Below are 22,841 nucleotides of genomic sequence, written 5' to 3' on the forward strand. Positions count from 1 at the left end.
TTATAATCATCGAAGAATTCAAAAGGGTTTGGGTTTTAAGACACCAAATCAAATGGCCGAAGACTTTTATAAGTTGGCTGCCTAGAATCTCCCAAGGGAAAGTCTCCTGATAATTCAGCGTATATCACTCTTTAAATCTCCCAAGGGAAAGTCTCCTGATAATTCAGCGTATATCAATTTATCAAATCAGTCATGCAATTTATCTAAAAAATCATCAAATGAAGATGCTATTTTTTTTAAAGAGTTTTCTTTATCATGAAAATATATATAAACACCACCATAATCATTAGAATCATCATCAACATTTAACATAATAAAATCACCATTTACAGTATACGCAATAGCATAATAGTATTTAGGGAATGATATTAGTTCTCCACTATTATTATGTTTTAATGTATATGAGACTACTTTTGAATTTAATGTAAAAAAGTTTTGTATTACTCGATTATTTTTTGGAGAAGTATCAAATGTATCTTTTGAGGGGCTACCACCATTTGTTGTTAGTAAAAATTTTTTGTATTCAATTGGAAAGTTAATACCAGACTCTCCCTCAAATTGATTGAGCATAACATCATTAACTTCTGAGGGTTTCTTATATTCTTCCAATAGCATTTTTTTTAATCTTTTATCATAATTAATTCCAATTAATGACAATGATTGAAGCTGTTGTTCACTTTTTGAAATTTTTTCAAATTTAATATTTTTATAAATCATTAGCTTAAAAGTATTTAAATGGATATAATTCATATAATCCTTTTTTTATTGAATTTATTTGATTAATGAATTTTTTTTGATTTTCATGAGATATATTTTCTTCTCGGTCCAATTCGTTTTCTAGCTCTCTAAATAAAAAAGCCATTTTCACAAAATCGGTAAAATCAATATTAAGTTTTTGAAATTGACTTATATCCGCATAGTCTCCTTGATTGTGATCATAGAACGATATCCCTCCTTTAACTTTATCAATAAACCACTCATCACCTTGACCTGTACGACCAATCATCCAAAAATTTTCACTAATAAAAGGGTTGATTTCCTCAACATATTTATTTTCTTTAATTGCTTCTTCATATCCAAATATTATTATATCCGGTATAAATTCTGTAGTTTGAAATTCACTTAAAAAATTTAAATAAAAATCGTCATTTACAGTTATTTTATTAATTTTTTTTAACGCGCTTTTACGTTGAATAAAAATTTCTTTTATTTCATCAATTTCAAATACTTTATCGAACATTTACAACTCCTTATAATTAACTACAGCAACACAAATTGGCACCTTTAACGGCTGTGGCATTATGCTTACTAATTCTTTCCTTTCTAGCTAGTCCTCTCAAAGTCTGTTCAAGCATCTTTTTAGACTCTGCTTTACTCAAATTCATAGCTTCTACTTGATTCAATATTCCTCCCCATGTTTTATTCCAATTTTGCCCTGTCCTAGACCCATTAGTATGTATCCCTGGAGTTTTAGTGTGTTTCTCTTTTGGCAAATTATAGTAATACTGTGGATTGTTTACATCAATACCGGCTAACTCTTTGAATTTTTCGGCATATTCCTCTGGGAAACCGTGATGAATATCAGAATTTGTATGTTTGCATCCTACATAATTCTTCCAATTTCTTTGTAAAGTTCTAGTGGGTGTTTTAGCCAATCCTAAAGCATCTGTCCATTGTATTGGATTGGGAGCATAGGCATAAATATTATACCCACCACTTAGTCCTATAGGATCTTTACTTACAAACCTTCCCACACAAGGTGAGTAATAACGGTTGTAATGCAATCCTGTTTCTTGGTCGAAATACTGCCCTTGAAAATGAATATTATTTGAAATGATTTCACTATTTTCAAAGAAGTTTGATTTCACTTTCTCTGCTTTACATTCACCCCAAGCTTTATACTCAGCTTTCCAAATGACCGAACCTGTATGGTCAGTCATTTCTTGCGGTGTACCTAAGTGGTCAAAGTGATAGAACCAGACATCATCAAAACCTTTGCTTTGTTTTGTGGTTTTCCACAATGGATCACGATGTACACTATCGGGTTTATCTGATCAACCAGCGGCTTGAATGAAATTATCATTTAAAATCTAAAAACTGCATTTCTAACTTATTTTCTTCTACTAATTTTACAAATTTTTCAGTAACCATATAAATGTATGGTTTAGATTTATCTTTTAAGATAAAAGTTGAATCTATGTTCTTAGTTTCTATTATTTTTTCATCATCATCTAATATATTCACAGTATTTTTGATATATAACGCATAAATATCTGACTCAGTATTATTAACTAAACATCTAAAGAAATCACATTCTGAAGCTAATTCATCTTTCAACTTTTCATAAAAATTTTTCGAAAATAATAAAATACCTGAAGCAGAATAATAAAAGTCAGTATTTAGTATTTCATCTAAATTACCTTCAAAGTCATTATCATATGTCATATTGATTCTAGGATTCTTTAGAAATCCTGTGCTACTATCATTAAACTTAAAATAGTCAACAACTTTGTCTTGATTTCCTTTTAAGTAAAAAGAAAAATCTCGATCTACATGTTCGGATGGATAAATTGTGTAAAAATTCATAATTTTAGTCCTATTTCTTTTTCAAAGGTAATGCGCAAGTATAAATACCATTTTTCGTCCCTGCTCTCAATTCTCTTTGTAAATTTAACACTTCACTTTGATATTTTCTATAATCCCAATTTTGCCCACGGGATCTTGCTTGTATTGCATCCAGTTTTCTTTCAACTTTTCTATTATATTCTGCATGCTCTGAAGTCCAACCTCGATGTAAACCAAGCTTTTCATTTTTATCAATTCCTTCACATACAGGCATGTACATAAGGTTAGACGATCCATTAATATTCATTCCTGATTTAGCAAAAATTTCATGGTCTTTCAAAGAATAAGGGATAATATGTTGGCGCTGATATCCTTGTTTTGTTGGCATGTGCTTATCGCCTGGCATGCGATTTTGTTTTCCTCTCGTACCATAAAGACCGTAAGGATCAACCCATCCATTAGGATCTGATACATAAACAAAAGTATTAAACCCACCTAACAACCCAATCGGATCTTTACTTACATATCTCCCCACATAAGGCGAGTAATAGCGATAACGGTTGTAGTGAAGTCCTGTTTCTAAATCGAAATACTGACCTTGAAAACGAATGTTGTTTGAAATAATTTCTGAATTTTCAAAGAAATTCGATTTAGCCTTTTCAGCCTTACATTCACCCCAAGCCTTATACTCAGCTTTCCAAATGATCGAACCTGTATGGTCAGTCATTTCTTGTGGTGTACCTAAATGGTCACAATGGTAGAACCATACATCATCAAAGCCTTTACTTTGCTTCGTAGTTCTCCACAATGGATCACGATGCACGTTATACGGCTTGTCTGACCAATCAGGCGTTTGGTGTAACTCTATTGGGCTTTGATAGACCGCTTGTAGCATAGGTACAAAGCTGTCTTTTTCGTAGATGTAATGCTTTGTGGCTTCTTCCGTTGATTCATAAGCCAATGTGTCGCCATCCCATCCATAGATGATGTTATGTTCATCACCTGTATGGTGATGTTTACTACGTTTTTGGATACGACGACCTAAAGCGTCATAACGATATTCTGCGGTGTATTGGCTGTTACGGCTTTTGATCATGCGTCCATACACATCCCACTCAAGGTTTAAATCACCTTGCGTAGATTTTTGTCGAATGAGTTGCCCGTATGCATCATATTGGTATTGTTGGTCGAGATATTCTTTCACCACGTTATTGACTAGACGGTTGTAGCCAAAGCCTTTTTCTTCTGTTTGTTGTTGGTGGCTTTGGTCATGATTTTGCGCTTTATCATCATTGTAACGATCTATGATGTTACTAGCAGGGTCAAAGTTAAAGGTCTCTTTACCGAGTTTACTGCTTGCTTCAAGTAAACGTCCTACAGGATCGTATTTGTAGGCAATGTTACCACGTCGTGTATCCTTGATCGCAGTCAATTCACCTGTTTTATCGTATTGATACAGTCGTTGAATCAATTGACTGGTCTGTTGCAGCGCATTGTTCTGTTGGTTATTTTTTTCTTTGTACTGGCTTTGGTAGCCATTGTCATGTTCATTGAGCATGATTTGGCTGTGTAAGCGTCCCGCAAGATCAAATTGTTGTTCTTGGCTGATTCCATTCGCGTAGTGTCGTACAACTTCACGGTGTAGGTCATCTCGTTCAAAGCTGACTAAATCCTGTCCATTGACAATCAGGCTTTGTACATGACCTGTACCGTAGGTGAGCCAATCAATGTTTTGTCCATCTGGTCGAATAGTTTTGATTCGATCATTGATTTCATCGTAGCTGTGTTTCCATACCGCTGTTGTGTTGCTCTTATAATCCTGTTGGTGTTCTTTGATCACATTACCCGCAGCATCGTAGAACCATTGTAGGTTACTTTCTGCATTCTTGGCATGCAGAATACGTCCCATGTAATCGTAAGCAAATTCTTCAGTCTGTTTCTCTTCTAGTTCTAAGCCATAGTGCCCATAGCCTGCGGTACGTTGTTCCAAACGTCCCATACTGTCAAAGATGAATTGCTGTATGCGGTCTTTCGGTGCTGCCCGATCTTTTAAATCTTGTCCATAAGCTGACGCAACCTCGATACTTGTGGTGAGTCGACCATTTAACTCATCATAATGATAAATTGTTTCTTTGCCATCGAAATCAATTTCCTTAATCAAACGACCGCCAGCATCGTAAACAAATTCGTAACTTGCACCATTTTCATTCGTCAATCGTTTTAGACGTCCTAAACGATCCCATTGATATTTTAGCGTATGGTTTAATGCATCGATGCGTTTGGTTATTAAACCTGCTGCATCGTATTCATAGCGTGTCTGCTGTTGCTTTGGATCAATATGGACTAATAAACGTCCTTCAGCATCATGGACAAAATGTTCTTCAGTCCCATCAGCATGTTTGATTTTTTCAAGCTGACCAAAGGCATTTAAAGGTAAGCCTTTGATGATTGACTCACGCTTCTCAGCACTAAATTCTGTATAGAAATATTCGACTTTTTGTTTTAGCGCATTTTCTACGGATTTAACACGCCCACGTTCATCATATTGCCATTTTGTTTCTTTGCCTGAACAGTCAGTATAGCTAAGCAAATTCCCTTGATCATCGTATTTCAGGGCTTTAGAGCCACCTTTGGCATCGGTGATTGATGTCACTAAACCCATCCCATTATAGGCATAAGCAGTTTCATGTTTCAGCGGATCAATTTCTTTTATTAAATTTCCTGAACCGTCGTACTCTTTAAACCAACGACCTTGTTCAGCATCGACCATACCAATGAGGTTGTCTTTGTCATCGTATTCAAAATAACTGGTAGCGCCATCAGCTTGGGTTGTCGTTAAAACATTACCGCGTTCATCATACGAGTATGTTGTTTCACTTCCATCTGTGGCTACATGAGAGGTAATGTTTTTAGCATCATCCCTAAAGAACCATTCTTGTAAATTATCAGGATAAATAATACGGTAGGTATAACCAGTGATACCGTAATAATGTTCAGTAACATTTCCCTCAACATCCGTTACTGAGGTGACACGTACATTTTCGTCCCACTCCAGTTTTCGAGCTGAACTATAATCATCTGCCCATTCTTCAATCGCTTTTGAGCTTGGTAATTTCCCATCCCATTTCAGATTCATACCACGTTGGGTTAAATCGGTATAACGAGTTAGAAGATGATGCTGATAAGTATATTGGTATGATGCGCCAAATTCATTGGTTGCTTGAATCAAATCGCGTTGATCATTATAAACATAGGCGGAGAGTTGTCGTTTAAGTTGTCCATCTTCGACTAACCATACCGCTTCTACCAAGCCATATTGATTTAATTGTAATGCTAGATGTGCTAAAACTTTTTGGTCTTGTTTAAAAATGATGTCTGACAAATAACTTTGATCGTCAAATACATGGTCATAGCGTAATCCGACACTAAATCCATTTTGTCGCTCTATTGATGTAAGTCGATATTCATTATTATATTTTTGATAATAACGTGATTCATTTGAACCAAAAGTAATTGCCCGAATTTCGTCAGAGACAACTGTATAAGTGAATGTCTCTACCTCATCATAAAAACTTTGCCCAACCTTTAATTCTTTCAACTTGATTGGACGTCCATCTACACCAATGTATTCCCATCCCTTTAAAACCGTATTCTCTTTAGGGTTCTTTTCATTATATTGGGTACAAGGCACAATTTTACTGCTAAATGGTGTAGTCCAACGTGCGCCAAAAATTGAATCATCGTATTGATATAAGTTAGAAACGTAAGAACGCATCAACATTTCAGGAATTAAAGAATGAATCTGAGCATCGGCATGTGTTAAAAATTCTGTACCCATTGCAAAGGTGATAGATTTTGCCGTACTGCCATTACAGTTCTTACATTGATTGGCATTATTTGTTGCCTGATGTTCATTTCTTGATTTTTCTAATTTAGCGTTATTTTTATCATTCTTTGCTTGTGTGGTCTGTGTTGCTTTGACTTGGGCTGACTTATTATTCTTTCTGAAACGTCCAGCACCTACTCTTAGGACTTCAAATAACCAACCTATCGTTTGCGGTTCTGCTTTATTCCCAAGTTTTCTGATTTTTTGATTGGCGGTAACACCAACTTTACCAATTGTTGCACCTACATTTAAAACAGGTTGTTTTAAATTTTGGGGAACCAACATTGAAACTACTTTTGCATTATTATTTACATTGGATTTAAATAATGCTTTACCCCAATTTTCTGTCATATATACAAGGTTTTTTCCTGCACGAGTCAGGTCTCCGCTTTGCAAACCTTTTGCAATACCTACCGCCTGTTGCTGTGCTCGCGTTAGATTAGAACCTGCGTTGGTAAATACTTTACCTTGTGTTACAACGCGAGTAATACCACCATTAATTTCAGTGGTAGCTCCTTGTATGGTATCCCCACATTTCCCTAAAATTGTATTAAGTTGTGTCAATCCTGTTTTACAAAACTTCTCAATATTTCCTGCAACTTGATCATTAAGATGTTTACCAATGACTGTGATAACAGCTTCAGTTAGTGCAGATTTGCCAACTCTTTTAACTTCTTGGCGGACTAAGAATAAAGCTGGTCGAGCTGAAGTACGAATAGCTGTTGTACCAGGAACAGGGGCAACACCAATTAAATCAATACCCACGGTTGTCCAATCAAAGACATCCGCCTTTTGATAGCCCTTATCATAAATATGAAGAATGTCAGTCACCACATCAATTGCAGCCATAACATTGCCAATAATTGGAACTGTACCCAATACATTACTAACAAGGTCTAATCCCACAAGTTGATGGGTATGATCTTTTAACCACTTATCAATTTTTTGCTTAGAATTATTAATATCTGCAATTGCCACTTCATTAAGTGGTTTTACGACTTCTGTTTTAGCTTGAGCCATTCTATTTATTCTCTATCAATTTTTATCAAAAGGGCTTTTTAAATACTGAGGTAAGTTATTTTGAGCAATACCACTTATACTCGTCAGGTTTGACCCACTAGTTTGTGAAGCGATAAAGCCTCCCCCCATATTTACCATCAAACCACCTTTTGATTGTGTAATCGGCAATAAACTTGAAATTGTTTCTGAAACTAGCCCTTGAGCTTGGCTATTGATCATCGGAAGCAGCGTTTTTGCACCATCTGATTTAATTTTTTTAGCTAATTCAATATTTTTCATCAAACTTTTAGGATCTTTGAGTTGCTTAGCAAAATCACCTAAAGCAGATTGTGCTTTTCTACTTACACTTTCTAAAATTGAAGCTGTTTCTGCTAAATCAGGATCATTTTTATTTGGCCACTCAACTTCACGTTTAAAATCACTCGCTACATCCCAAGGATCACGTTTATCATCTTCAAAGTTAATTTTAACTGCACCAGCAGCCAATCCAGATACACGGGCAAAACCTTTGTCATCAAGTTTACCCTTAACCACTTTACCTAAAGTATCTGTAACTGTGTATTCACCAGCTTTGACGAACTCGCCATGTGTATAGTCATGAATCAATTCTAAGATACCCTGAGCACGTTTCGGCGGTGGAGGTAAACTAGATTTAGCACTAACACTCGCCCCACCTTGGAATACATGCTGCCCAGCCTTAACTTCAAACTTCCCACCTGTTTTCTGAAATATCCCTGAACCATTTAAAGTGATTTGAGAAGATCCACCTGTGATCTGAACTTCTTTCGGACTGCTAATCACCACTTTGTCATCTGTCGAAGAAATGGTAATTCCCATTTTAGCCAATACATTCAAAGCATCCGACTGCGCTTGTATTTCAACTTTACTTTGTGCAGCTACAGCTTTGATCCCACCTTGCGCAGCAAATAAGCTGAGCTTATTTTGTGCTTGTGCTATCCAGTTCTTTTGCGTACTGAAGTTGATACTATCGCCTGCAATCTGGTTGATCTGTGCACCCGCAGAAAGATGAATATCTTCAGGTGTGCTCAATGCAATACCATCAGGTGAACTGAGTAAAAGTACCGCTTTTTTAAATTTTGCGATCTTTTGTTCAAGCTGTTCAGCAAATTCTTTCAGTTGTTCAACTGATTCGATTTCATCGGTTTTTTGGTTTTTGGCAATGTCACTTAAAGCCTTGCTGTTGGTCTGACTGCCTTCCAGTTGTTTCTTGGCAATTTCAGCATCGAGATGTTCACCTTTGGCTTGGTCTTGTTTATAGGTACTTACCAGTAAACCTTGCCCTGCACGGATTGCACCCCATTGATCCGTACGCAGTTCAAAACCTTCACCACGATCTTCGCTTTCAGCTTTGTCTTTAGGATGACTCAACTTACCTAAGTTAAGTTGTGTTGCACCGTGACTGCTTTGCAGTTGGGTGCTGATTTGTCCTGTAGTGTCATCAAAGCGTAGTTGCCCAAAGCCTTCACCTTTGACTTCTTTAGAACGAATACCTGCCAGTTTTTTGGTATCAGGTAGTTTTCCTTTGCTATCGAATTTGGTTGGACTACGTTGTGCTTCGTGAATACGTCCGATGACAAAAGGGCGGTCAATATTGCCATCAAAGAAGTCGATGACAACAATCTCATTCACACGAGGTAGGAATCTTGCTCCATAGCCTTCACCTGCCCATGGCGTCAGTACATCGACCCAAGCGGAATCGGTGTCATTGTCGTTTGAGCCCGCACCACCATCATGAGTATTATCTTCATTTCGGGTGAATAGGAATCGAACTTTGATGCGTCCCCATTCATCGACATGAATTTCTTCTCCACTTAAACCCACCACTTTGGCACGCATGGGATGTGCTGTTGGTCTTTGGGTGAGAGGATTATACTCAGGAACGGTGGCAATATTACGTCGTTGCAATACGAGGTTGTTAGCTTGACGTTCATCTTGGTTATTGGTTTGAATATCAACTTGTTGCCAATTACTTTGTTTAAGCAAGGCTGTGACTTGATCGGTTAAGTCTTTGGGAAGATTATTCTGATTATAAAATGACTTAGCAGTAATTAGGAATTCTTTATCCGCGCCATCATGTTCATCAATTTCTGGGTGTTCATTGAATTCAAACCAGTAACCTACCTGTGCATCACGCACGGTTGAGGTTGCAGTAAATTGTTTGGCTTGTGAGTCGTAGTAGTTACTCAGGTTTTCATTAAACTTTTCAATCTGACTATTGCCTGATTTGGTTGCACCATCTTCACCTTTGAGGTCTTGTATCCATGCAGGGGAAAAGTGCCATGCCTGTTCTAAGCCAAGGCTTACATTGTCTTGGTTTTCACTATGGCTGTGTTTGCTTTGTACTGAGCCTGCGCCTTCTTCGGTTTCGAGTGCATCAGCTTGCCAGCGTTGGATGTGAACCGCAGTCGGTTGAATACTACGCTGTCCAATAAAATTGGTGATCGAATCAGTTTGTTCTACTGCCGAGCTTCTATGGAAGCGAATATTACGTCGATCCAAAGCTTTGTACTGGGCATTATCATCAATCAAACGGAGTTTTTGGGGTTGAATTTGTTCACTTGAACTGGAGACTTTCAGTTGTGCTTCATCAATTAACCAGTTAATACCTTCAGATGCGAGAAGCCGTTGAATAAAGTCTATATCCCGTTCATTCATCTGCATGATGAATGGACGAATATCGTAGTCTTTAGTGAGTCCACTTTTATACAATGTCAGACTTGAAGCAAATAATGGACTTTTTTGTTGCCACTCAGAGAAGATGGTTTGCACTACGTCAACCACAGATTTATTCATGAACACGCGTGAGTTTCGACGGTGTTTCCAGAGTGCTGTTGGGTCCTCTACGGTTAAGCGATAAATCGTGAGCGATCCATCACTTGCACCAATATCGGCTTTGGTCACAATACCAGAAATACGATTGAGTTCGGATTTGTCGTTGACAATATCAATTGCTGTTTGTGCACCAATGAACTGCTTTAAAGGTATATTCGCTGAGGTCGAAAGGCAGATGAGTTGTAAATGAATACCCTTATTTAATTCATGCGTGCCTTCAATACGCTGAAGGAAGACTTGGTCGTTGAGCGTGCCGTTACTCAACTGTACGTGTATTGCACGTTTTTGTGCGGTAAGTCCAAGTTGCTCTAATTCAGCATAAATATTATTGGGCATTCTATTTAGTTTTTGTAGGTTTAATCTGTGGCCAATTTTACTAAATTCGGTCTTGTTTAGTCTATATTGATTTATATTTAAGCGACACTTTGTGTCTCTTTTTGTTGCAGGCCTTAGTCTAAATTATCTTTAACACTTTTATTTCATTAAGGGGGGACACCGAATAATCTCATTAAGTTCTAAAAATAATAATGAAGGACAAATGTCTTATTCCAAAAGCATTGATCCACTCCAATTTGGAGGTGGCGTCAACTTAACTGAAACTACAATTCGCTAATATGTATTAAATTAACTACTCTACATTTTTATACATTAATTGATCCAAATAATCAGACCATGCTTGCATCATGCCTTTGCGCTCTTCCAAATACTTTGTACGGTTGTATGCCCTTCCGTGCATATCCCTAACCTGATGAGCAAGCTGCTGCTCTATACGCTCAATAGGAAATTTTAAAACTTCATCTAACAAAGTTCGGGCAGTTGCTCGGAATCCATGCCCTGTCGTTTCTCCATTTTCAAAGCCATATTGTTTCAAGCGCTTGTTAATAGTCGATTCACTGATAGTTTTGCTTTTATCCCGCATAGATACGAAACAATATTCTGTATGTCCCGTGATGTAATTCAATTCTTGGAACAGCTTCAAGACTTGATCAGACAAAGGAACAATATGTTGTAGGGCTGTCTGATTTTTGGTCTTAGGCGGTGTATAACTCCATGTTCTATTTTTAAAATCGATATCTGCCCATTTTGCTGCACGTAATTCTCCAGGACGCACAAATACATGGGGTAAGATTTTGACTGCATAATCAATAGCAATATCCCCACGACCTGCATGTGTATTAATATTCTTTAATAGTTGTCCTAGCTTTTGCTCATCAGTAATAGCCGCTCGATGCTTAGTTTTACCCACCTTCAAAATACCGCTAATTTGGTCAGCAACGTTAAATTGACATAAGCCCAAAGCAATCGCATACCGAAACACCTGAGATGCTTTACTTCTCATTCGCTTCGCTGAGTCAGTCTTACCTTGTCTTTCATAAAGACGGCATACTTCCAAAATTTGAGTGGCTGTTATCGAATCAATGGGGAACTCACCAATAGCAACATAAAGCTTATCCCATATAAACTGATTCCGACGTTGTGTACTTGGTTCCAGCTCTTCAGTCTTACGGTATTCATCTGCTACTGATCTAAAACTATTATTTCGACATTGGGACTGTTTATCTTGCTTTTGAATTGCTGGGTCAATATTCTGCGCAAGCAGTTCTCTAAACTCACTTCGTTTTGCGCGAGCTCTCGCCAATGTACAACTTGGATAAATACCTATAGCTATAGTGGCTCTTTTCTTAGAGATTGGGCGAATATAATCAAAACGCCAATATGCCCCACCTTTTCTATCTAACAATAGATAAAGGCCACCACCATCTGAAAGCTTAATATTCTTTTCAAATGATTTCTTTTGCATTGATATTGCAGACTTAATTTTTGAGTCAGTCAGACTGATAACTAATCTAGGCATTTTTACGGTATATTTTTGTCAGAAATGGAATGTACCGTAAAAAATACCGTAAAAGATTACGGTATCCTAAAACGCCCTCGGACATTATCGGACAATAAGTAGATATAAGTTATTAATTTTTAATAATATTAGGATTAATTCGGATGTGATCAAACAAAGAAATGGTGCGCTCAGCGGGACTCGAACCCACGCCACAGGCTTCGGAGACCTGTACTCTATCCAGTTGAGCTATGAGCGCGCGCTGCACATCATAACAAAAAATTGCTGAAGGTAAAGTAACTATATATAAGTTACGTATTTTTATGCTTATGCTTTAAACAATGTTCCAAACTTGCAACATAGAATTCCATGTAACTTACTTGGTTTATTGGCTCAGATCGCTCACAATAGTGACTCTATTCCTCAAGTGAGAATTTCATGACTGATGCATTGACGTTAAGGGACGTGTCAAAGACCTATCGAAATGGTTTCCAAGCACTAAAAGGAATTAATTTGACCGTTTCTGAAGGCGAGTTTTATGCCCTACTTGGACCCAATGGTGCAGGTAAATCTACAACCATTAGCATCATCAGTTCTCTCACCAAAAAAACGGCAGGTACAGTAGAAATTTTTGGGCACAATTTGGATACACATCCATCTCAAGCCAAGCAATGCTTAGGGGTTGTGCCGCAAGAATTTAACTTTGGTCAGTTTGAAAAGACCTTTGACATTTTGGTCACACAAGCAGGCTATTACGGTATTCCTAAAAAAGTTGCCGAACAACGTGCCGAAGAATATTTAGAAAAACTGGGTTTGTGGGATAAACGTGCCACTCAAGCGCGTATGCTGTCTGGCGGTATGAAGCGTCGTTTAATGATTGCACGTGCCATGATGCACGAACCTAAACTACTGATTTTAGATGAGCCGACTGCTGGTGTTGACATTGAGCTACGCCGTTCGATGTGGGATTTCCTCACAGAAATGAACGAAAAAGGTACGTCTATTATTTTAACGACACATTATTTAGAAGAAGCAGAAATGTTGTGTCGTCGAATCGCAATTATTGACCGTGGTGTAATTAAAGAAGACACCAGCATGAAAGGTTTCCTCAGTCAGTTAAATGAAGAAACCTTTATTTTCGATTTAGCCGAACCCATTGAACCGATCCATATTGAAATTATTGGTGTTCGTTTCAACTTAGTTGACCCCGTCACTTTAGAGGTCACTATGGATAAAGCCCATACCTTAAATGATCTATTCCAACTCATGGAATCTCAAGGTATTCAGGTTCGTAGTATGCGTAATAAATCTAACCGACTAGAAGAACTGTTTGTCCGTATGGTCGAAAAAAATCTTGAAGGTGCAGCACAATGAATTTTAACCAACTGTGTATTGCCCTCTACACCTTAGTTTATAAAGAAATTCGCCGTTTCATGCGTATTTGGCCGCAAACCCTTCTCCCACCGGCGATCACCATGAGTTTGTACTTTGTGATTTTCGGTAATTTAGTCGGTTCACGCATTGGGCAAATGGGTGGTTTTAGCTATATGCAGTTCATCGTGCCCGGCTTAATTATGATGGCGGTCATTACCAACAGCTATGCCAATGTGTCATCGAGTTTCTTTAGTGCAAAATTTCAAAAAAGCATCGAAGAATTAATCATGAGCCCGGTGCCGTTACACATGGTGCTTTGGGGTTATGTGATCGGTGGCGTTTGCCGTGGTGTTTTAGTCGGCTTTATTGTTACTGCCATGAGCCTATTTTTTACTGAATTACACCTGACCAATATCTTCGTAACTATATATACCGTTTTAATTACTTCGCTACTGTTTTCTCTTGGCGGATTTATTAATGCTGTTTATGCAAAATCTTTTGACGACATTTCGATTATCCCGACTTTCGTCCTGACTCCGCTGACTTATTTAGGCGGTGTTTTCTATGCCATCTCATCATTGAGTCCTTTTTGGCAAAATCTCTCTTTAATCAACCCTGTCATGTATATGGTCAATGCTTTCCGCTACGGTATTTTGGGCCATAGCGATGTGAATGTCGGCATTTCACTGACAGTTATTACTGCATGTTGCGTTGTACTATATGGCGTGGCGTATCATTTACTTTCTCGTGGTTCAGGAATGCGTGAATAATGAGTGTAGAACAATCCCTTTTAGGTAAAGACACCAACTACCCTACAGAATATCAACCCGATATTCTGTTTCCGATTGCACGTGCCACTGCACGTGAACAATATGCCCATGTGGAAGGCATCCGCCAAGGTAAAGACTGGTGGCATGTTTTTGAAATTTCTTGGTTAAATGCTTCAGGTGTGCCTCAAGTCGCTATTGGCCGTTTAACTTTGCCTGCAAGTACAGACAATCTGATCGAATCGAAATCTTTAAAGCTCTACTTTAATAGTATGAACTTTACCAAATTTGATTCTCAGGCAGCGTTTAAAGCAACCGTTGAAAAAGACTTATCGGCAGCAGCCAATGCTGCTGTGACTATTGATCTTTTTCATGTTGATGATGTTGAAATTTCAAAACCACAAGGCATCTGTATTGATGACTTAGAACCCTCCCAGTTAGAAAATCATCCAAATGCAGATTTACTCTCGTTAGATGAAGATGCAGCGCAAGATGAAGTTGAAATTCAACTTTATTCACATTTATTAAGAAGTAACTGTCCAGTCACGGGTCAACCTGATTGGGGAACGGTATTTATAAGGTATAAAGGCACTAAGCCTTGTTATCGTAGTATTCTGGCTTATATTATTTCTTACCGTCAGCATAATGGTTTCCACGAACAATGTGTGGAGCAAATGTTTGCCGATATTTGGCAACATTTAAAACCAAGTCAGCTGATGGTATATGCTGCCTATACACGCCGTGGTGGATTGGATATCAACCCTTGTCGTGTATCGGATTTAACATGGATGCCTCGCCCCATTCGATTGGCGCGACAATAAAAAAATTGAGGTTAGTGATGCCATTTTTTGGTTTTATTCCTTCTGAGGAACTTCTAAGCAGTATCCAAACTGGTCACGCGAAAAAAAATTCGAGTGAACCACTTTATCCTTTACGTGATAAAACAGCTTTGCTGATTAATGAAGAAATCATTGGTGCAACTATATTAGCTCCTGTTCATCTGTTTCCTGCAAGCGACAAGCGCGACACAGCAGAAAAACTGGCTGGCTATGTCAAATCAACAGTCGCTGTATTGTTAAAGCAGCTACTGGGTAAATCTCCGAATGATGTGGTGAAACAATCCATTGAATTTTCAGAACGAAGTTTATTTCAGGACACAGTCGGCGCTCATCGTGTAGGTCTGAGCTTAGATGCTGGACTGGTCACTAACCTTAAAAACAGTTATGCCGAAATTAAATCAGGTGTAGATGTCAATAAAGCTGCTTTTGGTGAGCTGTATAAACAGTTTGCTGAAGCTGCAGTACGTCATTTTATGAATGACTTTAATAAAACACTCGATTTAGGCATGATTAAACGTAAAGCAGCCGATATCGGTTCTTCTGCCGTGATTAAAGCAATTCATATCGCGATTGATAAGATTTTCCCAAATCTAACCAAAGAAGAGCTAGGTGCCCTTGCAGAAGCACATGATGCGATGTTTAACAAGTAAATCGCGCTATTCGTCAAAACCTAGCTTCGGCTAGGTTTTTTTTTATGGCTAAACTCATAAAATCGAATCTCAAAATAATGACTATATATAGTCATACAAATTCAGTTCTAGGATTTGAAACGATCCCTATTACAAGGCAGTATATTTATATGTACAATTTTGAAAAATACACACAGAAAAGAAAGAACCTGATTACAGATCAAATTTTAATGTTTGCCGTCATTTTGGCTTAAATTTCAATGCGTCCATTTTAAAATTCAATCTCTTTCTTTTTTATCATTCAGTCTATATTTCTACTTTATATAGCAACCTTTTCAAGTGCTTTGAAGCGTTAACGAAAACACCAATGAGGTGAATAAACCACCACCTTCACATGGGTCTTTTTAGACCTGTACTTTTCTAATCCTGCCTCTTAGTTTTTAGATCACACACTGCAACATTCGTAGCTACATAAACAGCATTTAGTAACGCTATAAAAGTTTATTCGTTCTGCGTTTTTATGACGCATGAGTTTTAGAGTCATCTTATTTCAAATGATTTGTGAATATTTGCAAGTTATGTAAATGAATATGTCACTTTTCAATATGTTAACTGCGAAAAAACCCCTTGCTTTGTCTTTTTTTGTATATCTATTTATGAAAGCATGCACTGTCAGTGGTATCTTAGTTGCTATTGGTAACCTTTACCTTTAATGAGCTATGAAACCAGAAGGTCATCACAATTTTCAGGATCTTTGCCCCTCGAAATTTTGTTCATACTCATCGCTAAAGCAACTGGAAATTTTTTATTTATGCTAAATCGAAATTTTTATAAAAAACTAACACATATTGCCATTATGGCCGGTTCACTTTCACTGACTAGTTTTTGTCAGGCCAACGACTTCCAATCTCATCCGGCATATGCGAGCTTTAAACAAAATGCAATGCAAACCTATGGTCTGAGTGAAAATCAAATTGATTGGGCAATGCAAGGTAGTAAAAACCTACCCAACATTATTAGCATTATGAATAGACCTGGCGAATCAAAGCCTTGGTACCAATACAAAACCAACTTTTTAGCTGAAAGTACAATTCAACGCGGTGTTCGCTTCAAAAATCAGTATGCCGACACTTTAAATCGTGCAGAACAACAATTTGGTGTGCCTCAATCCGTGATTTTAGGCATTTTGGGTGTTGAAACAGGCTACGGCAGCAATAAAGGTAATTTTATCACCCGTGATGCTTTGGCGACCCTTGGTTTTGGCTATGAACGCCGTGCGCAATATTTCCAAGATGAACTTGCTGCACTGATTGCTTGGTCATATAAAGATGGTGTTCCAACCAACTCTGTCGTCGGTTCATATGCTGGTGCTGTGGGTTATCCTCAATTTATGCCAAGTAACATTCCAAAATTTGGTGTGGACTACGATGGCAATGGTCATGTTGACCTGCGTAATTCGGCTGTCGATGCCATTGGTTCAATTGCAAATTATCTAGCAAATTATGGTTGGCAGCGTAATCAACCGATTGCTTTTGCTGCTCGCTATAGTGGAAACAACCCAGATGCTATTATTGCAAAGGATTTAAACCAGCCAACACCCTATGGTGTACTCAAGGCTCAAGGTGTAACCCCTATGAATCCATTGGTAAAAATCGATGATCTCGATTTGGTCAATGTCATCCAATTGCAAGATAGTTATGGACCAATTTATTACATCACTTATCCAAATTTTCAGGTCATTACAACCTATAACAAAAGCCGTATGTATGCGACTGCGCTATGGCTTTTAGGCACTGAAGTTACCAGTCGATAAGACTGGTTTTTTAATATAGAGCAAAAAAGTCAACAAATATTTTCATCAAAATGAGTATTTATTCGGCATTTTAAACACCTTGTTACATTATTGATTATTTTTTAACCAACTATTGTTAATTTTTTAGACATTTTCAAAGTATTTTAATTAAACACTAGACAGCCTATCGATGGCATGAATATTATCCATCTCGTTAAATGTAGTTGCAAAAGTGAAATATCAGACGTGTTTACATGGATATCAGCGACTTAGTTGAACCAGTAAATATGCCATTGGGAGATAAACAATGCAGTCATCAATTATTAAATATGCCTTAGCGGTTGCCACGGCAGTTGCGCTAAGTCAGTCACAAGCTGAGATGGTTCAGTCGTCATCATTCAATCATGATAATGACAACTCGCGTCTTGCAGCTCGTGTATTGAATAAAGAAGCTCAAAGCTTCAATTCAAACTTTACGAATTTAAGTAGCCTTTCAATCACTGAGCGTTCTGGCGATAAAATTCGTCGTCAAACCATCGCTGCTAAAATCGAAATCCCTGAAGATGAGCCTTCAGTGATTGAAAAGTTAAACACTGTCGCTTCGAATACTGTTCGTAAGTTCACTCAAACAGGTACTGCTTCTTGGTATGGTCGTCAATTCCACGGTCGTAAAACAGCAAGCGGTGAAACGTTTGACATGAACGCACTTACAGCAGCACATCGTAGCCTGCCACTTAATTGTTTTATTCGTGTTACGAATCGCAATAATGGTAAAAGCGTCGTGGTAAAAGTAAATGACCGTGGTCCATTCCATGGCAACCGTGTTCTCGATTTATCTTATGGCGCTGCTAAGCAATTGGGTATTACCAGTGCCGGTACTGCAAATGTGAGCATTGAACGCGTAGACGGTCCAAATTCTTAATTCTCCAATGAAGTGACTGCATTTAACAGACCACGCCTAGCGTGGTTTTTTATTTGTAGCCTCTTAGCCTTTCTAATCTTCAGTAACCCTGATTTTGACCCTTCCCCCATTCTTGTTTATATTAGAGTCTTTCCCCATGATTAAGGACTATCATGAAAACAATCAACGAATGGTTTGATGAATACAGCGAAAGCCATCAAAATAAAACCAATAAAATTATTCACTGGATTTGCGTACCCACGATTTATTTTTCAATCGTTGGCATATTGGCACATTTTAGCGCGCTACTTACTGCTGTCTTACTTGCCTTAGCATTTATCTTTTACGCACGTTTAGACATTGTGCTTGCTGTTGCAATGGCCGCGTTAACGTTAATCATGGCATGGCTAATTTGGGTGTTACCAGTTGGATATAGCTTTTATATCACGCTCTTTGTATTCGCATGGATTGGTCAATTTTATGGCCATAAAATTGAAGGTAAAAAGCCCTCTTTTTTCAAAGATCTCCAATTCCTCCTCATTGGCCCTATTTGGTGTTTAGATACATTTGCAGGCAAAGTACTTGGTAATTGGAAAGCACGCCATAAATCGCAAATAAAGAGCATTTAAAGCATGATTAATTTCATAGATCTCTTTTTCACTTCTTCCACATCGGTTTTCTTCATATTCGATGCTTAAAACCCTATTGTTTATAGGTGTATTTATCTCTGGTATTTCCAATCATTTTTTCTATTTATACATCCAAAAAGCCAGTGTTTAAACACTGGCTTTTACTCAATATGGTTAATCCAATTTTATGTTGATAGCTTCATCTGAATCATGATCATTTAAATGACTAAAGTTAAAAATGACTACGTGATTTTTATTGATAGGTTTTACCTTGATGCTTTAACCAACCATCCTGATGACGTCCATTCGGATCGTGATGTGTCCAGTGCATCACACCTCCCTTATCTGAATATTCGTATTCACCGTAAAATTGAACTGTATCGCCTTTTTGCAAGTCGTCAATTCGTGGAGCAAGATCGATATTATGCGCGACCAAAAGCGTTTGACCATTATTTAAGGTCAAAATGAACTTTTGATGGCGACTACCTTCATTATCATCTCGTAGTACCGCTTTCACTTGACCTGCACCTTCAACCTGAACATTACTGAGTTTACTTTTAAATGCATGCGCAATGATATCTTCAGCACTCTGCCCTTTTTGTTGAGCATCTGCGGGTTGTACTGGTTCTATTTGTGGCTGTGAGTTTTGTTCAGCTGTCGTCTGAACTGGTGCAGTTTTTTGTTGTTGTAAATCGATTCCGAAATAAGCTGCTGCAAGCGCAACAATAATTCCGCCGATGGTTAAGTTTGTTTTGTTTGCCATAAGATAGTTTAAATCTAAATTTTCAACTCATTATAGTCATTAAAATTGATAAAAATAGAATCTGTGAACAACAATGTACACAATATAAAGTTTAAATAGCTTTGAAATCAGTAAAGCTACAGCCATAAAAAAAGCCCTCTAAAACGAGGGCTTTTTTCTACAAATAATCAGAGATTATTTTGCAGCAGCTTGAGCAGCAGCAACTTCTTCAGCGAAAGAAAGTTCAGCTTTTTTCTCAATACCTTCACCAACTTCGAAACGTACGAAGTTAGCAACAGTAGTACCAGTTGCTTTAAGAACTTCTGCAACTTTCTTATCGTTGTCGATAACGTACATTTGGTTCTCAAGAACAACTTCGTTCAAGTATTTCTGAACTGAACCAGTTACCATTTTTTCAACGATGTTTGCTGGTTTACCAGATTCAATTGCTTTCGCTTCAGCAATTTCTTTTTCTTTAGCGATAAGTTCAGCAGAAACGCCAGCTTCGTTTACAGCAACTGGGTTGAATGCAGCGATGTGCATAGCCAAACCTTTACCAGTTTCAGCATCACCAGCGTATGCAACTACAACACCGATTTTTAAACCGTGTTTGTAAACTGCAAGGTTGTCGCCTTCAACGATTTGAGCACGACGCACTTGGATGTTTTCACCGATTTTTTGAACAAGCGCGATACGAGCTTCTTCTACAGTAGCACCATCTTCAAGTTTCAATTCAGCAATTTGAGCAACGTCAGTTACACCAGCAGCAAGCGCAGCAGCAGCAACTTTAGCAGAGAAACCAGCAAAGTTTTCGTCTTTAGCAACGAAGTCAGTTTGACAGTTAACTTCTACAAGGATTGCTTTGTTGCCTTCTTGAGCGATAGTGATCGCGCCGTCAGCAGCAATGTTACCCGCTTTTTTAGCAGCTTTAGCTTGACCAGATTTACGAAGGTTGTCGATCGCTAATTCGATGTCACCGCCCGCTTCTGTTAATGCTTTTTTACATTCCATCATTGCAAGACCAGTACGATCGCGCAATTCTTTAACCATGCTTGCTGTAACTGCAGTCATGTTAATCTCCTAAATACGGTAGAAAATGAATTCTTTTTAGAACAGAAACGGCCCAGAGCTGTCTCTTGGGCCGTCTGCATACATGACGCTTACTTTGCCACCATCACGTGTCGCAAAAATGACAAGCTTACGTCAAACGCATTAAGCCTCAGAAGCAGGAGCTTCTTCGCCTTTAGCTTGTGCATTTGCTTGTGATTGAGCATATTCTTTACCAGCAAGAATCGCATCAGCCATAGCAGAAGCGTAAAGAGTAACTGCACGGATCGCATCGTCGTTACCAGGGATAACGTAGTCTACGTTGTCTGGGTTAGAGTTTGTATCAACGATACCGATAACAGGAATACCAAGGTTTTTAGCTTCTTTAATTGCAATTGCTTCGTGATCAACATCGATTACGAATAATGCGTCAGGTAAACCACCCATGTTTTTAACGCCGCCAAGAGCGCGTTCAAGTTTTTCCATCTCACGAGTACGTTCTAAAGCTTCACGTTTAGTAAGTTTAGCGAAAGTACCGTCAGTAGATTGAGTTTGAAGGTCTTTTAGACGGTTGATTGACTGGCGAAGAGTTTTCCAGTTAGTCAACATACCACCCAACCAGCGGTGATCAACATATGGTTGACCTGCACGTTGAGCTTGTTCACGGATGATTGCAGAAGCTGCACGTTTTGTACCAACGAACAAAACTTTGTTCTTTTTGCTAGCCAAGTTGTTAGCAAAGTTCAAAGCATCATTTAACGCAGGAACAGTGTGCTCAAGGTTGATGATGTGAATTTTGTTGCGCGCGCCGAAGATGTATTCGCGCATTTTTGGATTCCAAAAACGTGTTTGGTGACCGAAGTGTGCGCCTGCTTGAAGAAGGTCGCGCATGCTTACGTTGTAATCTGCCATTTTCTTTACCTTAAAGTTTGGGTTAGGCCTCCATATACCCGCATTCTCCACCTAAAAAGGCACCCAGAGAAATGTGTCGATATATGTGCGGATTTTATTGCCCCATCGCACAAAGCTCGTGAAAGATATTCACGAAAAAGCATTTGATAAAATGGGCGGCTATTTATACCATAGTCACATACAAATTTCCAAAAGTTTTTAGAGATCATGAACAGTACTTACGAAGCTCCACGTCGATTAATTAAAACGCCTGACGAAATTGAAAAAATGCGCGTCGCGGGTCGACTGGCGGCAGAAGTTTTGGATATGATCAAACCGCATATTGTTCCAGGTGTGACTACCCTAGAACTTGATACGATTTGTCATGACTATATTGTCAACAAACAAGAAGCTATTCCTGCTTGTTTAGGTTATGGCGCTGCGCCGGGTCGTCCAGCGTTCCAGCACGTGATCTGTACTTCAGTGAACCATGTTGTGTGTCACGGTATTCCATCTGAAAGCAAAAAGTTAAAAAAAGGTGACATCTTAAACATCGATGTCACTGTGATTAAAGATGGTTACCACGGTGATACCAACATGATGTACATCGTGGGTGGTGAAACATCTATTTTAGCGAACCGTTTATGTAAAGTTGCCCAAGAAGCCATGTACCGTGGTATGGCGGTAGTAAAACCGGGCGCAACCATGGGCGATATCGGTAATGCCATTCAACAATATGTTGAATCAGAACGTTTTGGCGTTGTACGTGAATACTGTGGTCATGGTATCGGTACTGTTTTCCACGACGAACCACAAGTTTTACACTACGGTCAACCCAATACAGGCATGATCTTAGAAGAAGGCATGACCTTTACCATCGAACCAATGGTGAACGGTGGCGACTGGAAAACCAAACTTCTTGGCGATAAATGGACTGTCGTGACTAAAGATCATAGCTTGTCTGCACAGTACGAACACACGCTACTTGTAACAAAAAATGGTGTAGAAGTGCTAACTGCTCGCCCTGAAGAAGATTTATCGCGTTTTGTTCAATAAGCAAAGTATTTGAAGT

The 22,841-nt window shown here is 38.4% G+C and carries 17 protein-coding genes, 1 tRNA gene and 1 pseudogene; 8 read left to right on the forward strand and 11 right to left on the reverse strand.

Translation table 11 applies throughout. The features are described from left to right. Positions 1 to 186 precede the first annotated feature (186 nt). The 8 genes and pseudogenes from FTU37_RS08660 to FTU37_RS08695 all read right to left on the reverse strand — a co-directional run bounded on the left by FTU37_RS08660 (position 187) and on the right by FTU37_RS08695 (position 12,417). On the reverse strand, positions 187 to 750 hold the full coding sequence (locus tag FTU37_RS08660) for an SMI1/KNR4 family protein (protein ID WP_180124184.1): 564 nt from the start codon (positions 748 to 750) through the stop codon (positions 187 to 189). Beyond that, a complete protein-coding gene (locus FTU37_RS08665) occupies positions 722 to 1,240 on the reverse strand; it encodes an SMI1/KNR4 family protein (protein ID WP_168378010.1) in 519 nt (172 codons plus the stop codon). Before FTU37_RS08665 ends, FTU37_RS08660 begins: the two co-directional genes overlap by 29 nt. 16 nt (positions 1,241 to 1,256) lie before the next feature. Further along, a pseudogene (locus FTU37_RS08670) lies at positions 1,257 to 2,054 on the reverse strand (RHS repeat domain-containing protein); the annotation flags it as partial. Positions 2,055 to 2,079: 25 nt separating this feature from the next. Next, entirely contained in the window at positions 2,080 to 2,586 is a 507-nt protein-coding gene (locus FTU37_RS08675) for a hypothetical protein (protein ID WP_180007377.1), read from the reverse strand. A gap of 10 nt (positions 2,587 to 2,596) precedes the next feature. Then, positions 2,597 to 7,471, reverse strand: coding sequence for an RHS repeat-associated core domain-containing protein (locus FTU37_RS08680; protein ID WP_180124186.1), 4,875 nt, complete (start codon positions 7,469 to 7,471; stop codon positions 2,597 to 2,599). Between the two features lie 15 nt (positions 7,472 to 7,486). Beyond that, positions 7,487 to 10,660 (reverse strand): type VI secretion system Vgr family protein, encoded by a 3,174-nt coding sequence (locus tag FTU37_RS08685; protein ID WP_180124187.1) that lies wholly within the window; start codon positions 10,658 to 10,660, stop codon positions 7,487 to 7,489. A 292-nt stretch (positions 10,661 to 10,952) separates the two neighbouring features. Continuing rightward, positions 10,953 to 12,179, reverse strand: coding sequence for an integrase arm-type DNA-binding domain-containing protein (locus tag FTU37_RS08690; RefSeq protein WP_180005991.1), 1,227 nt, complete (start codon positions 12,177 to 12,179; stop codon positions 10,953 to 10,955). Positions 12,180 to 12,341: 162 nt separating this feature from the next. After that, positions 12,342 to 12,417: transfer RNA gene (locus FTU37_RS08695), tRNA-Arg, on the reverse strand. 179 nt (positions 12,418 to 12,596) lie between these two features. Here FTU37_RS08695 and FTU37_RS08700 point away from each other — a divergent pair. From FTU37_RS08700 to FTU37_RS08730, 7 genes are all read left to right on the forward strand, one after another. Further along, positions 12,597 to 13,532: an ABC transporter ATP-binding protein gene (locus FTU37_RS08700; protein ID WP_180124188.1), complete on the forward strand. Its 936-nt coding sequence runs from the start codon at positions 12,597 to 12,599 to the stop codon at positions 13,530 to 13,532. Next, entirely contained in the window at positions 13,529 to 14,302 is a 774-nt protein-coding gene (locus tag FTU37_RS08705; RefSeq protein WP_180124189.1) for an ABC transporter permease, read from the forward strand. The genes FTU37_RS08700 and FTU37_RS08705 overlap by 4 nt, the downstream gene beginning before the upstream one ends. Then, positions 14,302 to 15,120 (forward strand): NADPH-dependent 7-cyano-7-deazaguanine reductase QueF, encoded by an 819-nt coding sequence (gene queF, locus FTU37_RS08710; RefSeq protein ID WP_180054993.1) that lies wholly within the window; start codon positions 14,302 to 14,304, stop codon positions 15,118 to 15,120. Before FTU37_RS08705 ends, queF begins: the two co-directional genes overlap by 1 nt. Positions 15,121 to 15,137: 17 nt before the next feature. Next, a complete protein-coding gene (locus FTU37_RS08715; RefSeq protein WP_078190308.1) occupies positions 15,138 to 15,788 on the forward strand; it encodes a hypothetical protein in 651 nt (216 codons plus the stop codon). Between the two features lie 790 nt (positions 15,789 to 16,578). Next, positions 16,579 to 17,580, forward strand: coding sequence for a lytic murein transglycosylase B (gene mltB, locus FTU37_RS08720; RefSeq protein ID WP_180003226.1), 1,002 nt, complete (start codon positions 16,579 to 16,581; stop codon positions 17,578 to 17,580). 286 nt (positions 17,581 to 17,866) lie between these two features. Next, positions 17,867 to 18,481 (forward strand): septal ring lytic transglycosylase RlpA family protein, encoded by a 615-nt coding sequence (locus FTU37_RS08725; protein ID WP_078190310.1) that lies wholly within the window; start codon positions 17,867 to 17,869, stop codon positions 18,479 to 18,481. Positions 18,482 to 18,633: 152 nt separating this feature from the next. After that, positions 18,634 to 19,089, forward strand: coding sequence for a DUF962 domain-containing protein (locus FTU37_RS08730; protein WP_180124190.1), 456 nt, complete (start codon positions 18,634 to 18,636; stop codon positions 19,087 to 19,089). Positions 19,090 to 19,342: 253 nt separating this feature from the next. Here FTU37_RS08730 and FTU37_RS08735 read toward each other — a convergent pair whose 3' ends face one another. The 3 genes from FTU37_RS08735 to rpsB form a co-directional block, all read right to left on the reverse strand. Further along, entirely contained in the window at positions 19,343 to 19,852 is a 510-nt protein-coding gene (locus FTU37_RS08735) for a DUF3465 domain-containing protein (RefSeq protein ID WP_168378020.1), read from the reverse strand. Positions 19,853 to 20,026: 174 nt separating this feature from the next. Then, a complete protein-coding gene (gene tsf / locus FTU37_RS08740) occupies positions 20,027 to 20,902 on the reverse strand; it encodes a translation elongation factor Ts (protein WP_078190313.1) in 876 nt (291 codons plus the stop codon). Positions 20,903 to 21,043: 141 nt separating this feature from the next. Continuing rightward, positions 21,044 to 21,790: a 30S ribosomal protein S2 gene (gene rpsB / locus FTU37_RS08745; protein WP_078190314.1), complete on the reverse strand. Its 747-nt coding sequence runs from the start codon at positions 21,788 to 21,790 to the stop codon at positions 21,044 to 21,046. A gap of 207 nt (positions 21,791 to 21,997) precedes the next feature. Here rpsB and map point away from each other — a divergent pair, with 207 nt between their 5' ends. Continuing rightward, on the forward strand, positions 21,998 to 22,825 hold the full coding sequence (map, locus tag FTU37_RS08750) for a type I methionyl aminopeptidase (RefSeq protein ID WP_168378021.1): 828 nt from the start codon (positions 21,998 to 22,000) through the stop codon (positions 22,823 to 22,825). Positions 22,826 to 22,841 lie beyond the last annotated feature (16 nt).

Source organism: Acinetobacter sp. YH12097 (assembly GCF_013419225.1).
GTDB classification, from domain to species: domain Bacteria; phylum Pseudomonadota; class Gammaproteobacteria; order Pseudomonadales; family Moraxellaceae; genus Acinetobacter; species Acinetobacter amyesii.

What these genes read in the sequence shown, in the direction of transcription:
- FTU37_RS08705 (WP_180124189.1), top strand. Translation starts at nt 13,529, where the DNA reads ATGAATTTTAACCAACTGTGTATTGCCCTCTACACCTTAGTTTATAAA.
- FTU37_RS08680 (WP_180124186.1), bottom strand. Translation starts at nt 7,471, where the DNA reads ATGGCTCAAGCTAAAACAGAAGTCGTAAAACCACTTAATGAAGTGGCA.
- FTU37_RS08730 (WP_180124190.1), top strand. Translation starts at nt 18,634, where the DNA reads ATGAAAACAATCAACGAATGGTTTGATGAATACAGCGAAAGCCATCAA.
- FTU37_RS08735 (WP_168378020.1), bottom strand. Translation starts at nt 19,852, where the DNA reads ATGGCAAACAAAACAAACTTAACCATCGGCGGAATTATTGTTGCGCTT.
- FTU37_RS08675 (WP_180007377.1), bottom strand. Translation starts at nt 2,586, where the DNA reads ATGAATTTTTACACAATTTATCCATCCGAACATGTAGATCGAGATTTT.
- rpsB (WP_078190314.1), bottom strand. Translation starts at nt 21,790, where the DNA reads ATGGCAGATTACAACGTAAGCATGCGCGACCTTCTTCAAGCAGGCGCA.
- FTU37_RS08725 (WP_078190310.1), top strand. Translation starts at nt 17,867, where the DNA reads ATGCAGTCATCAATTATTAAATATGCCTTAGCGGTTGCCACGGCAGTT.
- FTU37_RS08690 (WP_180005991.1), bottom strand. Translation starts at nt 12,179, where the DNA reads ATGCCTAGATTAGTTATCAGTCTGACTGACTCAAAAATTAAGTCTGCA.
- FTU37_RS08665 (WP_168378010.1), bottom strand. Translation starts at nt 1,240, where the DNA reads ATGTTCGATAAAGTATTTGAAATTGATGAAATAAAAGAAATTTTTATT.
- mltB (WP_180003226.1), top strand. Translation starts at nt 16,579, where the DNA reads ATGCTAAATCGAAATTTTTATAAAAAACTAACACATATTGCCATTATG.
- FTU37_RS08660 (WP_180124184.1), bottom strand. Translation starts at nt 750, where the DNA reads ATGAATTATATCCATTTAAATACTTTTAAGCTAATGATTTATAAAAAT.
- map (WP_168378021.1), top strand. Translation starts at nt 21,998, where the DNA reads ATGAACAGTACTTACGAAGCTCCACGTCGATTAATTAAAACGCCTGAC.
- FTU37_RS08715 (WP_078190308.1), top strand. Translation starts at nt 15,138, where the DNA reads ATGCCATTTTTTGGTTTTATTCCTTCTGAGGAACTTCTAAGCAGTATC.
- FTU37_RS08685 (WP_180124187.1), bottom strand. Translation starts at nt 10,660, where the DNA reads ATGCCCAATAATATTTATGCTGAATTAGAGCAACTTGGACTTACCGCA.
- tsf (WP_078190313.1), bottom strand. Translation starts at nt 20,902, where the DNA reads ATGACTGCAGTTACAGCAAGCATGGTTAAAGAATTGCGCGATCGTACT.
- queF (WP_180054993.1), top strand. Translation starts at nt 14,302, where the DNA reads ATGAGTGTAGAACAATCCCTTTTAGGTAAAGACACCAACTACCCTACA.
- FTU37_RS08700 (WP_180124188.1), top strand. Translation starts at nt 12,597, where the DNA reads ATGACTGATGCATTGACGTTAAGGGACGTGTCAAAGACCTATCGAAAT.